We start from the raw sequence: 15,909 nt of genomic DNA on the forward strand, positions 1-15,909 counted from the left end.
ATCGATATTCAACACTTAGGTTCCCCGGCTTTCGCCGGGGAGCTAAAGGGTGCCGAAACTACATAATACCGATGCCTAGCGCTCGACGCGGATCAGATAACTGGTCGTTGCCGGCGCGCCCACGCGGATCTCCCAACCCGGCTCGATCATCTTGCCGGAGATCTCCTTGCCGATCGGACGCGCCGCCCCGTCCAGCGGCTGGGCAAAGACACCAATCGCGCCTTCCAGATCCTTGAGCTGGATCCAGCCGGTCACCGGCTCGATCAGCGTAGGCGCGGTACCCCAGTTGGTCAGCATCGCCCGGCGCTCATCCCAGGTGGCGCCGGTGTTCTGGGTCGTGCTCGTCGTGGTGAGCAGCAGCCGGTTCGACAGGTTGATCGGCTTGCCGTCGAGCGACGACAGGGTGATCGTCGCGAAGCGGTTGGCGATCTCGGCCGAGAGGTTGCGCGTCTGCACCTTCGGGTTCTCGCGCACGAAGCCGACCAGCGCCTGGCTGCGCGCCGTATCGACACTGACGATGCCGTCCTTGCCGTCCGAGGTCTTCCAGCAGAGCTCCTTCGTATCCGAGACGATCGGGTTCGCAGGCGGCAGCGGCGCGGGCAGGCTCGGCTTGCAATCAAGGCACGAGACGCGCGAGCCGTGCACCAGCGGGATCATCTTGTCGAAGCCCGGCGTGTAATATGGCATCTCGGCCCGCGGCAGGCGCGAGGCCTCGCTGATCTGGTCGGTCGAATAGGAGCGCGTCAGCACCGTCTTCGCCGCCGAGACGTCGCCGCGCAGGAAGATCATCGCCCCCGCCGGCATCTGCGCCATCTTCACCGGGTCCAGCGTCATGTCGAAATGGTCGGCGATCGCCGGCTTCCACTCGCCGCTGATCTTGGTCTCGAAGGTGTAGAAGAAGATGCCATCCCAGTCCTGCAGCGCCGCATAGGAGGCGAGGATCGGGATCATCTCCGATCCATATTCGCTCGGGAACGGGTGATTGACCTCGCTGACCGTGAACGGCTTGCCGACAGCGGTGCTGCGCGCCAGCTTCTGGATGATCGACAATTCCGGACTGTTCACCATCGGCTCGTTGCGCCGGCCATAGATCGCCGGATGCTGCCAATAGACATGCGCATCGACGATATCGCCCTTGAGCGCGGTGCGCATCAGCGGCTGGTTGGCAATGAAATAGGTATGGTCCGCCATCGGCACGACCGGCGACTTCACGCCCAGCTCGTCCTTCAGGAAGTGCTTCATGTCGGCGTGGAAGTCGATCTCGACCTGGGTCAGGAAGGCCAGCTCGGCGTCGAGGCGCAGGCGCGGCGCATCCGGATGGTCACCGCGCCGCATGAACGGCACCGGCTTGTCCGCCATCACGCCCGCCATGCGGTGCAGCTCGGCGACCTGCGCCGGCGTGCGGTTCTTCGCCAGCCACGCATTGTACTTGTCGACCAGCAGCGCCTGGTAATGCGGCGTCATGTCGAGCTGGTAGTTGGCCCCGCCCTTCACCCGCTCGCCGCGCAGCCAGTTGCGCATCCAGAATTCGAGCACCGAATTCTCGTTGACCACTTCGACGGTCATCACCGCCGGATCATCGGCATAGCGCAGCCCGGTATATTGGTTGGTGTGGCCGAGCAGCTGCTTCGCATATTCCTTCTGCAGCGCGACCAGCTCGGGCCCGAAATAGGTGAAGGCCTTGGCGTTGTTGATCAGATCGACATCGGGCACCCCGTCACCGGGCTTGAAGACGCGGCCGACATTCAGGTTGAAGTTGACGTAGATGCCGTTCTTCTTGAGCTGCGCGAACCAGTAATCGAGCCGCTCCATCCGCTCGGGATTGATCTCGCGGCTGTTGTTCACATCGCCGCGGATCAGGCCGCGCGGGCCGTGCGTGACCGGCCCGTTCGTACCCTCGTTGCGCATCTGGTCCGGCGTGTCGGGCCGGTCGAGGAAGTGCATGCGGACGCAGTTCACCCCCAGCCGCGCCAGCGCATTGGCATAGGTTTCGGCATCCTTGTGCGACGGGATCTCCTCGCCGCCGATCGTCCAGCCGGTCAGGTTAACGCCCCAGCAGCGGAAGCGCTTGCCGTCGCCGCGATAGAGGTGGCCGTCGCGCGCCTGGATGAAGCCGTATTTGCCCGCCGGCCCATCGAGCAGGAAACGGGCATCGGCACCGGAATCGACCCGGGCCTCATGGTCCACCGGGAAGGGCTGCATCGGAATGTCCTGCGCCGAGGCAGGTGCAGAGAGCGCCGTCCCCGCAAGCGCGGCGGCGGTGAACAGGCAAGCGAACCGCTTCATGATATCTTCCCCTGAGTGTCGGCCGGCCGGTGCACCTGGCCCGGCCGTGCCTTTTCGTTGATTCAGCGCGTGCGGATGCGGAGGGCGTAGGGATAGGCCCCGTCGCCAACCGCCGGCAGCGTGATGCGCAGCCCCTTGGGGGTCTGCTCCCATTCGACCTTGCCGCCGTCGAGCAGCGCGATGCTCTTGATCGGCGCCGTCAGATAGGGCGTGCCGGCATAGAGCGTCTTGATCAGCACCGCGCCGTCCTTCGGCCGCTCGAGCCCCAGCGCGTAGAGATTGTCGCCCTTGGTGGTGAAGCGGATGTCGGCGGGCGTGTAGCCCTTCACCGCCGATTCCTCGACCTGGCCGCCCACGCGCACCTGACCCGACTTGGTCGGCCCCTCACCGAAGAACTGGAACGGGCGCGTGCCGTAGATCGCTTCGCCGTTCACCTTGAGCCAGCCGCCCATGCCCTGTAGCACCTGGGCGATCTCGTCGGGGATCGTCCCATCGGCCTTGGGGCCGACATTGAGCAGCAGATTGCCGTTCTTGCTGACGATGTCGATCAGGTCGGAGATCAGCGACTGCGCCGTGCGGTAACTGTCGTTCCTGGCATAGCCCCAGCTATGGACGCTCACCGAGGTATCGGACTGCCAGGGCGTCAGCTTGAGCGCGTCGGTCTTGCCGCGCTCCATGTCGAACAGCGCGCTGCCCTCGGCGAACTGCCCGCCCTTGTACGCGATGATGCCCTGCTGACCCCAGCCCGCCGAGCGGTTGTAATAATAGGCTGCGGTATCGCGCATCAGCGGTTCGAAGCTGGGCGCCGCGGTCCACCAGTCAAAATAGATCAGCTCCGGCTTGTACTTGTCGACCAGCTCCGAGGTGCGCGCCATCCAGTCATTGAGGAACGCCTTGTTGGGCGGCATCCAGGTCTGCAGCTGGCCACCATCGGGCCAACTCTCGGGCCTGTCGGCCGGCAGGCCCATCGGCGCCGCCGGCCCGTACAGGCCGTCATTCTTCGGATCGTTCACGTCGGAATCGAAGGTGCGGCCCATATAGTACCACCACCAATGCTCGGCGCGATGCGAGGACAGGCCGAAATGCAGGCCCGCCGCACGCGCGGCCTTGGCAATCTCGCCGGTGGTGTCGCGCTTCGGCCCCATCTTGGAGGCATCCCATTCGGTGAAGTCCGACGCATACATCGCGAAGCCGTCGCAATGCTCGGCGACCGGCACGACATATCTGGCTCCGGCGTCCTGGAAGAGCTTCATCCAGGCGGTGGGGTCGAACTTCTCCGCCTTGAACTGCGGAATGAAGTCCTTGTAGCCGAACCTGGACTGGGGGCCGTAGGTCTCGACATGATGCTTGTACGCAGCGTTGCCGGGCACATACATGTTGCGCGAATACCATTCATTGGCGAACGCCGGGACCGAGTACGGCCCCCAATGGATGAAGATGCCGAACTTGGCATCGCGGAACCATTCGGGCGTGCGATACTTGCCGCGCAGCGCGTCCCAGTCCGACTTGAACGGCCCCTTCGCGATCCCCGCCTTGACCTGCTTCAGCTTGGCATCGACCTTGGCTTCATAGCCCGGCACCTGTGCCGCCGCCGGTACGGCCAGCGCCAGCGCGGCCATCGCCACCGACGCGCCAAAAATGCGCTTGCCCGATATCATCCTGGTCTTCTCCATGATCCTGGTGCTCACCGCTTCCACGCGGTGATGCGAACTTCCGCGCCTTCGTCGACTGCTGTGGCGGTACCGAAGGCGATGATGCCGACGCCTTCGATACGCACCCGGTTGTCGAGGTCGTCGCGGCCTTCATTGCCCTTGGAGCTGGTCAGCGAAACGATCCGCGACTGAATCGGGATCACCTTCCCGCCGACGATGATCCGGTCGAACGCGAAGTCGAGGATGGCGTGATCGGCGCGCACCACCTTGCCCTCGATCACCGCCCCGCGCAGCTCGCGCGGATCGATCAGCATACCGGTGATCGGGTCGCCGGGCTTGCTGGCGGTGCTGCTGATGGAGGTGTTCATCTTGACGAGCATGCTGCTGTTCATCGGCGACACGACCTCCGCGCCGCCGCCTTCCTGCGCGAGGGCAGCGGGCGAGAGCAGCAGGGCTACGAGCGTGAGTAGAAGCTTGTTCATGGCTTGATCCTCTCTGCGCTCAGCGCGTGCCAGTCTTGCGGACGAGCACGGTCCAGTCGCCGGCGGCACCTTTCGGTGCGGTGCCGAGCGTGACGGCGGCCCCACCTAGGACGGTCCGCACGCTGCCGTTCTGCAACGCGCCGCCGGTCCGCGGATTGTACCATTTGACTTCGAACGGCCCCGTCGCCGCCGACAGATCCAGCGTGGTCGTGCCGCCCTCTGGCAGATAGACCGCATAGACCGCGCCCGGCTTGGCCAGGACATAGTCGTCGGTCGCCGGGGTCAGCGCATCGGCATGCTTCATCTCGGTCACCGGCAGATAGTTGCTGACGAAATCATGCGCGTGGCGGATCAGGTCGAACAGCTGATCGCGGCTGCGGAAGTCCTCCATGTTCAGATCACCGATCGGATCGGTGAAGAAGAACATCGTCCCGGTGCCGCCGGCCATGTAATGGCCCCAGATCGCCAGCTTGCGGACCTTGTCGTGGCCCGGATCCTCGATGTCGGTGCGCACGCCCGGGTTCATCTCGATCAGCTGGACCAGCCACGGATGTCCGGCAGCCGCCGACTTGTCGAGCCACTTGATCGTCTCGGCATGGGTGTTCTCGGGATCGTGCTGGAGCGCGGTCGCATCGAAGTTCTTGAAGCCGAGCAGCCGACCATAGGTCTTGTCGTCGGCGATCATCTCCGCCTTCCACTGGACATACTGGATCGGGTGCTTCCAGGGATCGATCGCCTTGATGTAGTTGGAGATTTCCTCGATGTCCCGCGTCGTGAAATAGCGGAACCGGTCCATCTCCTCATCGAGATCCCAGATCACCCCGCGATGATGCGCGAAGCGCGCGATCAGCTCGCGATAATAGATCCGCCGCTCCACCCCGAGCTTGCCGAGCGTCTGCTCGCCTTCCTCTTCCTGGGTGATGAGCATGACCTGCATGCCCAGCCGGTCCATGTGCGAGAACACGATCTCCCACTGGGCCAGCTTCGACACGTCATAGCGGGTATGCGCGTCGTAGGAGATCCATGGATTGATATCCATGGCGTCGCCGTAGTTGTTCATCGTCAGCGTGTAGAAGGAGTTCATCCCCTTCGACGCGAGATAGTTGAGCGCGCCGATGATGCCCTTGCCCTTGCCGCCCTGCCAGGTCGGGTCGCCGGCCTTCCAGTCGCGGACGTGCGGGTCGTAATGGTGGAGCTGGTCCTCGGTCGCGAAGCCCTTGGCCCCGCGGAAATCCTTGGTGTTGTCGAACTGGTAGTAAGCGAGGAAATTCTCGGGGCTCTGCGATCCCGCCATCACGAAGTATTTCCCGCTGCCCGAATAGCGTAGGAAGTGCTGGCTGACATAGTGCAGCATGCCGTTATCGAGCTTGTTGCGGCCAGACTTGTCCGCCGCCGCAATCTGGAGCGTGCCCTTCTCGCCATCGACGGAGATCGCGGAACCGGCACCCGGATCGAGGCTCGCCGCCACGTCCTTGCCGGTGCGGAACGACACCCGATAGCTCCAGGTACCGGCCTCGTCGGGCACGAAATGGACGCGCCAGATGCTGCCTTCGCTCGCGCTGGTTTCGGCGGCATTGCCGTCCGCGGCGAAATAGCCGGGCACGACATAGGTCTTGCTGCCGTTGGTGAAGGTGACGTTCAGCCGATAGTCGCTGAAGGGGTTGGGATCGGCGGTCTCGCTCGTCTTCGGTCCGTTGAAGCTGAGCTGGACATCGCGCCATTGCTGGAGCTTGCCCTCGATCGTCGCCGCCGAAGCTGCAACACCGCCGCCAATGCCGACCAGCACGGCGACGAGTTTCAAGCAGACAAGCAGCGGCCTCCACCACCGTTGGGCGTGTGCCATCATCCCTCTCCCTGTTTGCGCGGCAACCCCGCGTCAGAGCGCTCCTCGGCACCCGCTCTTCACTGGGCGCCGGCTCCTACGCAACCGCATCAATAATATTCTAATATGATTATTCAGCGAAGCTATTTCTGCAGTTTTGCCGAGTCAAATATTTTGATCGCTCACCAGGGCTTCGAGCGCGCCACTGCGAGCCCGCGCACGTCGTTCGGCCATTTTCCGCTCACCGCGCAGTAGAAATGGTAGAGCGCGCCGTCGTGGTGGATCACCGCCGGCTTGTGCGCGAATTTCTCGTCGATCGAGCCGGGGGGCCCGACATCGATCAGCACCTCGTCCGCCTTGGTGAACCGGGTCGGGCTGTCGCCGAACGCGAACAGGTCGCGCGCATAGCCGTCCTTGGCGAGGCCGAAATAGAACATGCCCCATTGCCCGCGGTGCGAGACGACGACGGGGTCGCTCGCGAAGCGGAAGTCGGGCGCGCCCTCAGCCCCGTTGCGGATCAAGGGACTGGCGGGATGCCGTGCCCAGCTCTTGAGATCCTTCGAGATCGCAAGGCCCGTCTGCTCCTTCCAGGGGCGACCGGTGGTCTTGGCGTTGTAATAGAGGTGAAAGGTGTCGCCGATCTTGACCAGATAGGGCTTGTAGAGCCCGCCGCGCTCCCATTCCGCACCGTCCTCGGCACGCAGGATCACGGGCCCGCGCTCCCAGTGGAACAGGTCGTCGCTCCAGGCGAGCCCGATCACGGCCGCCCCTTCCTCATAGCCCGCATTGGGATAGGCATGCCACGCAGCGACATAACGCCCACCCACCTTGACCAGCCGCGCTGGCGATTGCAGCTCGTTCTCCCGCAGGATCGAGGCGCAGGCGATGTTGAACCGGGTGATCGGATCGCTCGGGTCGCGGGCCAGGATCACCCCCTTGCGGGTCCAGTCGACCAGGTTGGTCGATTCACAGATGCCGGTCTGGTAGCCGGTGCCGTCGAAGCCGACATAGGTCAGGTAGAATTTGCCGTTGGCGGAAAAGACGAACGGGCAATCGACCGCCTTCTCGTCGAAGCTGCCGGGAATGCCCGACCCGCCGAGGATCAGCTTGGGATATTTGTAGGACGTCCGATAGGGCGCCAGACGATCGGGCGCCGCGCTCGCGGATCCCGGCAGCAGCATCGTCCCCACCGCACCTGCCCCGGCGCCCAGCACACTCCGTCGATCGATCGTCATCACCCTGCCTCCGCTCAGATCGTCCAGCCGCCATCGATGATCTGCACCTGCCCGCTCGTGTAGGTCGCGCCCGCCAGATAGACGACGAGGTCGGCGATCTCCTCCGGCGTGCCGATCCGCCCGATCGGCTGGCGCGCGACGAAGGCGGCGCGTGTGCCTTCATAGTCGCCGCCCGCGCCCAGGCGCTCCTGCAGCGACGGGGTATCGACCGTACCAGGGCAGATCGCGGTGACGCGGATGTTCTGGCCGACGAAATCGGCGGCAATCGAGCGGGTGAGCCCGACCACCGCCGCCTTGGTGACCGAATAGGCAAAGCGGTTCGGCACGCCCTTCACGCTCGAGGCTACCGACGACATGTTGATGATCGCCCCGCCCCCGCGCGCAGCCATGCCGGGGATGACCGCCTTGCAGGTGTGCACCATCGCCATCACGTTGAGCCGCCAGGCGAAGTCGAGATCGGCGTCGCTGGTCTCGAGCACCGTGCCGCCGTGGACGACGCCGGCGCAGTTGAACAGGATATCGATCGTCTCATCAGCCAGCGCAGCCACCGCGGCAGGATCGAGCACGTCGAGCCGCCGCGTCTCGACGCGGTCGCTGGCAAGTCCTTCCAGCCGCACTTCGTCGATATCGGTCGCGATCACCCGCGCGCCAGCAGCGGCAAGGGCGAGCACCGAGGCGCGACCGATGCCCTGGGCGGCGGCGGTCACGAGTGCGGTCTTTCCGGTAAGGTCGGTCACAATAGGGTCCTTCAGGGTCTGGGAATGGACATGCCGGACTGGTCGCCCGAGCGATAAGCGGCCTCGACGAGCGCCATGGTGCGCCACGCGTCTTCGACATGGGTGGAAAGCACCGTGTCCTCTCCCGCGGCGAAGCGCTGGAGATTGGCCATCGGGCCGATGAATGCGTCGGGGAACCAGGCGCCGGTCAGCGGCACCTGCTCCCAGTCCCGCCGCCGATCGGTCAACCAGAGCGCGTCAGGTTCGCCGGCCGGATAGTCGAGCAGCACGCCCAGCGTGGCGATCGCCGCGCCTTCCAGGCCCTCCACCCGGAAGCTCGCATCCTGGAAGCGGCGGCCGAAATCATGCTGGTGGTTGATCGACAACAGGCAGCGCAATGTCGGGCCGTAATCGAGGATCATCGAGGTCCGCGTATCGGCAAGCTCGCCCGAGGGATGATCGAAGCTGCGCGCGAACACGCTTTCCGGCTCGCCGACGAGCGCGCGGATCGCGTCGAGATAGTGGATCGAGTGGCTGACGATCTCGACCCGCTTGTTGCTCCGCAGATGCGGGAACAGGTGCCAGGGGGTGGCGAGGTTTATGCGGACTTCGATTTCCGTCAGCGTGCCCAGCCGGCCCTGTCGTACCGCATCCCGTATCGCCAGCATCATCGCCGAATAGCGGAGCTGGAAATTTACCGAGGCGACCAGGCCGCGCTTGCGGCAGGTGTCCCGGATTGCCGTTGCGGCCTGCAAATCGAGGCCCATCGGCTTTTGCAGAAGTACCGTCGCGCCATAGGGGAGGGATTCGAGAATCTCTCCGTGCGCCACCGGCGGGGCGGCTATATCGAAGACCGCATCCGCCTTTGCCGCCTCTTCCAGCGAGGCGAACACGCGGGGCACGCCCCACTCGGCCGCCAGCGCCTCGGCACGCCCGCGATCCACATCGTAGAGCCCGGCCACCGGGAAACCGGCCTTGAGATAGGCAGGGAGATGCGCGTCCGCAACGATCCCCCCGGTGCCGAGGATGACGATCGGACGCGGGGCCGAGGGCATCGGCCAGCTTTGCTGGAGCTTGTGGTTCATGGGAGCATTCATCGGATTGCGCGGCTCTGCGCTTCGGCGAGCAGCTCGGCCGTCGGGCGATCGCCGGTGACCGCTGCGGTCATCAGATCGTCGACGATATGGCTGATCCGCGCGAGATCGGGCGTGATCGGCATCGAACGGGCATGCGCGTGCAGCCATTCGAGCCGGTGATAATAGGGCAGACGCGCGTTGATCTCCGCATCCAGCCAGGTCGAGCGCCGCACGCCGATCGCGCCCTCGCTCGTGGTCAGCCGGTCCATCGGTGCGGTCGCGCAGTGGCGCAGGAAATCCCAGGCCAGCGGCTTGTTGCCCGAGCCAGACCCGATCGCCAGCACCCAGAAGACGTTGAGCGACACGTTTCCGGGCAGCGGCGCGACATCGACCAGCCCGCGCACTCGGCTCTCCGGCGCGGTATCGGCATAGGCCGCGAAGCCGAACCAATTGGCCATCAGCGCGACCTTGCCCTCGGCAAACAGCCCGCCCGAGGCGACACTGTCGAGCGACCGGCAATCGGGGGCGATCGCACTGGTATCGCGCGCCAGCATGCGCAGGAAATCGAGCGCTTCATGCGCCTGAGGCGAAGCGAGATCGGGCCGTCCGAGACTGTCGAAAACCTCGCCGCCGCGCGACCAGACATGGATGCAGAAATCGTAGAAGCTGTTGTGCCCGTCCGGATAGAGCGCGAGCACCGTGCCGTAGCGATCCTCCGCCGGCGCATGATGCGCCCGCGCCAGCGCATGGAATTCCGCCCAGGTCGCGGGCGGCTCGGCGATCAGGTCCTTGCGATAGACGAGGCATTCGGGCCCGTCATGATAGGGCATCGCCCACAACCCGCGGCCGAACTGCTGGAGGCCGGTGAGCGACGGGCTCCAGGCATCGGGCCAGTCGGGGATCGGCGCGCGCGCCTGATGCGGCGCCAGATCCTCGAGCAACCCGTCGGCCACCGCCTCGGCCAGCCAATCGGTGTTGAGAAAGGCGATGTCCCATTCGCCGCTGGCCAGCCCGCGCCCGGCAATCGCGCTTTCGTGCAGCGGATTGAGGTCCATCGCCACGGCTTCCAGCGTCGCGTCACGGCCGGTCACGCGCAGGAAATCGTCGAACTGCTTGCGGATCGCGCTCTCGAACGGGCCGAAGCGGCGGACGGCGATGCGCAGCCGGCTCATCGCGCCGCCTCCTTGCGGCGGCGATCGCCACCAACCGTGTAGATCGCAGCCGCGGCGATCACGACCACGCCCTCGATCAGCCCCTGATAGCTGGCGCCCAGATCGAGCACGTTGAAGCCGTTGGTGAGCGTGAACAGCAGCAGCGCGCCGGCCACTGTCTTGAGCACGCTCCCCGCCCCGCCGAACAGCGAGGTGCCGCCCAGGATCGCCGAGGCGATGACGGTGAGCTCGGCACCCTGCAGCGCGGTGGGGTTGATCGCGCCGAGCCGGCAGCCGAACAGCACCCCGGCAAAGCCGGCTGCCGCGCTCGACAGGATGAAGGCGCCGAGCTTGTAGGCATGGACGTTGACGCCCGACAGCCGCGCTGCCTCGGCGTTGCCGCCCACGGCGTAGATACGGCGGCCGACCACGGTGAAGCGCAGCACCGCCCAGACCAAAGCCGTGAACAAGGCGAGATAGACCACCGGCGCCGCCACTGCGAAATCGCGCCCGGCCAGCAAGGCCAGGCCCGCGACGACGACACCACCCAGCCCCAGCGCGATCCGGCGGCGGAAGGCGGCGTAGGCGAACAGCGCGACGGCCAGCGCGAGCAGCGGCCAGAACAGCGGCACCCGCGTGCTTTCGAAGGCCAGCATCTGCTGGAGCACTTCGGGCTGTTCGACCATCAGCGAGCGGCCATCGGTGAGCACCAGCACCAGCCCGCGCACCGCCGTGAGCGTGCCCAGGGTCACGATGAAGGCGTTGATGCCGACGAACTGGACGATCACGCCGTTAAACAGGCCGACCGACACCGCGGTGACGATCGCGGCGAGTGCCGCCAGCGGAAAGCCGATGCTCGGCGCCAGCCCGACCAGCACCGCCGCCGCCAGCGCCGCGACCGAGGCGACCGAGAGATCGAAGGCGCCGGTGATCAGCATCACCGTCATCGCCACGCCCATGATCCCGACGAGCGAGGCCTGATAGGCGATGTTGCCGAGATTCTGCGCCGAGAGATAGGCCGGTAGCCCGCGCGATTGGGCGATGCCGGCAAGCAGCGCGAGCAGGATCAGCAGCGCGTAGTAAATGCCGGCCTTGCGCAGCCCGAGGCCGGCGCGCCAGTCTGTCGTCTGCATCATGCAGCCATTCCTGTGCTTGGAAAATTGCCACTGGCGCGCTGGATCAGCGCCGCCTCGTCGGTGGTTTCGGGATCGACTTCGGCGATCACCAGACCGTCGCGCATCACCAGGATGCGATCGCAGATGCCGATCAGTTCCTCGAACTCGGAGCTGACCAGCAGCACCGGCAGGCCTGCATCGGCGAGCCCGCGGATCAGCCGGAGGATGTCGGTGCGCGCGCCAATGTCGATGCCGGCGGTCGGCTCGTCGAGCAGCAACAGCCGCGTATCGGGGGTGAGCCATTTGGCGATCACCACCTTCTGGGCATTGCCGCCCGAAAGCTCGCCGACCGGGGCATCGGGGCCCTGCACCTTGATCGCCAGCCGCTCGATCGCCGCCAATGCGGCTTCGCGCTCCTGCCCCGGCGACTGGAACAGGCCGGTGCGCGGTAGCGCGATATTCTCGGCGACGCTCATGCCCGCGACGAACCCCTGGGTCGCCCGATCTTCGGGCACCAGCGCGATGCCGGCCGCCACGGCTTCCTCGGGCGTGGGACCCACCCGCTTGCCGTGGAGCAGCACCGTACCGCACGCGGCGGGATCGGCGCCGAAGATCGCATGGAGCAGCTCGCTGCGGCCCGAACCGAGCATGCCGGCGATGCCGACGATCTCGCCGGCTGCGACGGTGAGGCTGGTGGGGGCGAGCTTGCCGGGGGAAGCTAGGTCGCGGAGTTCGAGAGCGGGTGGATCTGACGGGGTCAGGTCGTATCGACCTTCAGGCGGGATCGTCACCCCAGCTGTTCCCCGGCGAACGCCGGGGCCCAGAGTTTCTCTGCCGTCTTGCTCTGTTACCCTGGGCCCCGGCGTTCGCCGGGGAACAGAAAGTGCCGTGGGCACGATTGCGCCCAACGGCCTGGCCCGCGACCTACGTTCGAGCGCCTGAACCGAACGGCCCGCAATCGCTTCCGCAATCGCCGCTTCGTCCAGCGTCGCGGTCTGGGCGTGCAGCACTGCGCGGCCATCGCGCAGCACGGTGACTTCGTCGGTGAGCGACAGGATCTCGTCGAGGAAATGCGAGACGAACAGCACCGCATGGCCCTGTGCGGCGAGCAGGCGGACCACGGCATAGACGCGTTCGCGCTCATGTTCGGCGAGCGAGGCGGTCGGTTCGTCCATGATGAGCAGCGCCGGATCGGCCATCAGCCCCTGGGCGATCGCGACCATCTGGCGCGTGCCGATCGGCAGATCGCCGACCAGCGCATCGAGATCGAAGGGATTGCCGAGCAGCCCAGCGACTTCGGCGGCGCGGGCGCGCCCTGCCCGATCGGCGCGCCAGCCGCCGGCACGCTCGAGCAGCATGTTCTCGACCACCGACAGCGTCGGCACCAGCGGGATATGCTGGTAGATCGTCGCCACGCCTGCCGCCCGTGCCGCGCGCGGGCTGGTCCAGTGCACGGGTTCGCCCCGCCAGTGGATCGTGCCGCCGCTCGCCGGGATCGCGCCGGCAAGCACCTTGATCAGCGTCGACTTGCCCGCGCCGTTGGCGCCGAGCAGCCCGTGGACGCGGCCGGCATGCAAAGTGAGATCGACCCCGCGCAGCGCGGCGGTGCCGTTCGGCCAGATCTTCTCGACGCCGGCGAGGCTGAGGAGCGGCGCGCCTACCATTGGCCGACACATTCGCTGACGGTCGCCCGGGTCACCGCCGGGATCGGATAGGTGCGGAAGCGCGAGGCGCCCTGGGCCTTGTCGTGCAGCGCTTCGAAGGCGAGCGCGCCCAGCGCCTCGGGCTTGAAGCAGACGGTGCCGTCGACCGCGCCGGCCTTGATCGAGGCGATGGCGAGCTTCGAGCCGCCGACGCCGATCAGCCGGGCCTTTGCGCCCGCCGCGCGCACGGCGCGGGCGCAGCCGATCACCATGTCGTCGGCCTCGTTATAGAACAGGTCGATATCGGGCTGGGCGGCCAGGATGTTCTGACAGGCCGCCTCCCCGCCCTGGCTGGTCCAGTTGCCCGGCTGCGAAGCGACGATCCGGTAGCGCAGCCCGGCGGCATCGAGCGCGAGGCGGAAGCCGCGGGCGCGCTGCTCGACTTCGGGGAAGCCGGCAGCACCTTCGATGATCGCGATGCGGGCGGTGCGGTCGCGCGGCAGCCAGGTCGCGGCGAGCGAGCCCGCCGCGCGGCCGGCGGCGACTTCGTCCTGCGAAGCGAGCGCGACGAGGCCGGGATAGACGTTGTCGATCGCGCGGGTGCGCGGATCGCCGACCAGCGCCGCCACCGCCGCGATCGGAACATTCTGGCTATTGGCGCGGCGGACCCAGCCCTGGGCGACGACGGAGTCGATCGGCATCACCGCGACGCCGGCGACCTTCTGGGCGATCAGGTCGTCAATGTCGTTGGCCTGTTTCTGGACGTCGCCCTTGGCATCGAGCACCACGGCGCGGGCACCGGCCTTGGCGGCGGCGTCGCTGAAGCCCTTGGCGATGGCGGCGGCGAAGGGATAGCTGAGCCCGACGGTGGACAGGCCGTAGCGCGGGCCGTTGCCCGCCTGGCTGGCCACCGCGCCATTGGCCGCGCGCGCGGCATTGCGCACGCCGGCGAGCGATGCCGCCGAGATGGCGACGACGCAGAGCGCGAGGACCAGGGGGATCGGGCGCAACCGCATCGGGTTCAGGCCAGATCGCGCCGGGCGACGAGATAGAGATGCTCGCAGGCCAGCACGGTCTCGCCGCGCTGGTTGCGGATATCGACCGCCTCGGTGACGACGCCGTGGCTGGTGCGCTTGGGGTGGTCGCGCTTGTCGGCGATGCGGGTGATCGTCGTGATCGTGTCGCCGATATGGACCGGGCGGATGAAGCGCAGCCGATCATAGCCATAGGACATGGCGTGCGGATTGATCACCGTGGCGGTGAGCCCGATGCCGATCGCGAAGATCATCGTGCCGTGCGCGATGCGCTGGCCGATCTCCTGCGTGCTGCACCACTCGGCATCCATGTGATGCGGGAAGAAATCGCCGGTATGGCCGGCGTGGACGACGAAATCGGTCTCGGTGATCGTGCGGCCAAAGCTCGTGCGGGTGCTGCCGATTTCGTACTGCTCGAAATATTGCTCGACGATCATGCGGCGAACTCCCGGTCGATTGCGGTGCGGTCGGCGCCGAGACGGGGCGCGGCGCGCGGCGAGGTGAGGATGCTGCCGTCGATGCGGATCGGGCAGCGGGTGAGCGTGAGTTCGGCGCCGTCGGGGGAGCGCACGGTCTGGGTGGCGTGGAGCGCGGCGAAGGCGGGTTCGGCCCGGAGCGCCGGCCAGTCGAGCACCGGCGCCGCCCAGATGCCGGCAGGCTCGAGCAGGGCGAGCCAGTCGGCGGTGGCTCGGGTAAGCAGGTGGTCGCGGAGCAGCGCCTTGATCGCGTCACGCTCGGCGAACCAGCTGGCGGGCGGGAAGCCGGCCAGGGTTTCGAGGCCGATTATGGTGCCGAGCCTGTCGACCGGGGCCATGGCGAGCGCGAGCCAGCCGTCCGCGGTCTGGTAGATGCCATAGGGGGCGGCGAGATAGACATTGCCGTTCGCGACAGCACTGCGCGGGGGCATCGTCTCGTCGCGGTTGAGATGGACCGAGAGATGCTCGAACTGGAGGTCGATCGCGGTCTCGATCAGGCTGACATCGACGCGGCCGCCCTGCCCTGTGGTGCCGCGGCGGACGAGCAGCGCGAGGATGCCCTGGGCGAGCTGGGCGCCGGCCATCATGTCGGTGATCGACAGGCCGGCGGGGACTGGCGGGCCGTTCTGGTCGCCCGAGAGCCAGGCGATGCCGGAGAGCGACTGGACGAGCAGGTCCTGTCCCGGCTTGTCGCGCCACGGGCCGTCGGGGCCATAGCCGCTGACGCCGGCATAGATCAGGCGCGGGTTGAGCGCCGAGACGTCGGCCCAGCCGAGGCCGAGCCGCTCCATGATGCCGGGGCGGAAATTGTGGATCAGCACATCGGCGCGGGCGACGAGGCGGCGAACGGCGTCGAGGTCTTCGGGGTGCTTGAGGTCGGCGGCGTAGCTCTGCTTGCCGCGGTTGATCGCGTGGAACAGCGCGCTGTCCTGGTCGAACGCCATGTCCGCGAGAAACAGGCCGCGACTCGAATCGCCGCCCTCGCGCCGCTCGACCTTGATGACGCGCGCACCGAGGTCGGCGAGACGCAGCGCGCAGGACGGGCCGGCGAGGAACTGGCTGAAATCCAGCACCGTCACGCCGGCCAGCGGCGCTGATGCGCCCATGCCTGTGCTGTGGTCACCCTCTCCCACAATCCACTCCAATTAATATTCTAATATGATTATTGCCCTGACGCTATTGTCGCGGCTATGCCGAGTCAAATGATTTCCCGGGAAGCGG

Annotated in this window: 13 protein-coding genes; all 13 read right to left on the reverse strand. The window is 66.7% G+C overall.

All coding sequences use genetic code 11. From position 1 onward, the window contains the following. Positions 1-75 precede the first annotated feature (75 nt). Positions 76-2,286 carry a hypothetical protein gene (locus O3305_RS08325; RefSeq protein WP_269575978.1) on the reverse strand — a complete coding sequence of 737 codons (2,211 nt, stop codon included), beginning with the start codon at positions 2,284-2,286 and terminating at the stop codon, positions 76-78. A gap of 62 nt (positions 2,287-2,348) precedes the next feature. Next, entirely contained in the window at positions 2,349-3,974 is a 1,626-nt protein-coding gene (locus tag O3305_RS08330; RefSeq protein ID WP_269575979.1) for an alpha-L-fucosidase, read from the reverse strand. Further along, positions 3,971-4,420: a hypothetical protein gene (locus tag O3305_RS08335; RefSeq protein WP_269575980.1), complete on the reverse strand. Its 450-nt coding sequence runs from the start codon at positions 4,418-4,420 to the stop codon at positions 3,971-3,973. Before O3305_RS08335 ends, O3305_RS08330 begins: the two co-directional genes overlap by 4 nt. A 19-nt stretch (positions 4,421-4,439) precedes the next feature. Further along, positions 4,440-6,221, reverse strand: coding sequence for a DUF5060 domain-containing protein (locus tag O3305_RS08340; protein WP_269575981.1), 1,782 nt, complete (start codon positions 6,219-6,221; stop codon positions 4,440-4,442). Positions 6,222-6,424: 203 nt separating this feature from the next. Then, positions 6,425-7,477, reverse strand: a complete 1,053-nt coding sequence (locus tag O3305_RS08345) for a glycoside hydrolase family protein (RefSeq protein WP_269575982.1) — start codon at positions 7,475-7,477, stop codon at positions 6,425-6,427. A gap of 14 nt (positions 7,478-7,491) precedes the next feature. Further along, positions 7,492-8,214, reverse strand: a complete 723-nt coding sequence (locus tag O3305_RS08350) for an SDR family oxidoreductase (protein ID WP_269575983.1) — start codon at positions 8,212-8,214, stop codon at positions 7,492-7,494. Positions 8,215-8,225: 11 nt separating this feature from the next. Continuing rightward, positions 8,226-9,278 (reverse strand): Gfo/Idh/MocA family protein, encoded by a 1,053-nt coding sequence (locus tag O3305_RS08355; protein WP_269575984.1) that lies wholly within the window; start codon positions 9,276-9,278, stop codon positions 8,226-8,228. Positions 9,279-9,286: 8 nt separating this feature from the next. Beyond that, on the reverse strand, positions 9,287-10,441 hold the full coding sequence (locus tag O3305_RS08360; protein WP_269575985.1) for an extracellular solute-binding protein: 1,155 nt from the start codon (positions 10,439-10,441) through the stop codon (positions 9,287-9,289). Further along, on the reverse strand, positions 10,438-11,556 hold the full coding sequence (locus O3305_RS08365) for an ABC transporter permease (protein WP_269575986.1): 1,119 nt from the start codon (positions 11,554-11,556) through the stop codon (positions 10,438-10,440). Before O3305_RS08365 ends, O3305_RS08360 begins: the two co-directional genes overlap by 4 nt. Then, entirely contained in the window at positions 11,553-13,199 is a 1,647-nt protein-coding gene (locus O3305_RS08370; RefSeq protein ID WP_269575987.1) for a sugar ABC transporter ATP-binding protein, read from the reverse strand. The genes O3305_RS08365 and O3305_RS08370 overlap by 4 nt, the downstream gene beginning before the upstream one ends. Further along, positions 13,193-14,194 carry a sugar ABC transporter substrate-binding protein gene (locus O3305_RS08375; RefSeq protein ID WP_184168469.1) on the reverse strand — a complete coding sequence of 334 codons (1,002 nt, stop codon included), beginning with the start codon at positions 14,192-14,194 and terminating at the stop codon, positions 13,193-13,195. The genes O3305_RS08370 and O3305_RS08375 overlap by 7 nt, the downstream gene beginning before the upstream one ends. 5 nt (positions 14,195-14,199) lie before the next feature. After that, the gene (locus tag O3305_RS08380) at positions 14,200-14,649 is read right to left on the reverse strand and encodes a MaoC family dehydratase (RefSeq protein WP_269575988.1); all 450 of its coding nucleotides are present in this window, start codon (positions 14,647-14,649) and stop codon (positions 14,200-14,202) included. After that, positions 14,646-15,794 (reverse strand): CaiB/BaiF CoA transferase family protein, encoded by a 1,149-nt coding sequence (locus O3305_RS08385; RefSeq protein ID WP_269575989.1) that lies wholly within the window; start codon positions 15,792-15,794, stop codon positions 14,646-14,648. The genes O3305_RS08380 and O3305_RS08385 overlap by 4 nt, the downstream gene beginning before the upstream one ends. Positions 15,795-15,909 lie beyond the last annotated feature (115 nt).

Origin of the sequence: Sphingomonas sp. NIBR02145, from assembly GCF_027359115.1 — a bacterium.
GTDB lineage: Bacteria > Pseudomonadota > Alphaproteobacteria > Sphingomonadales > Sphingomonadaceae > Sphingomonas > Sphingomonas kyeonggiensis_A.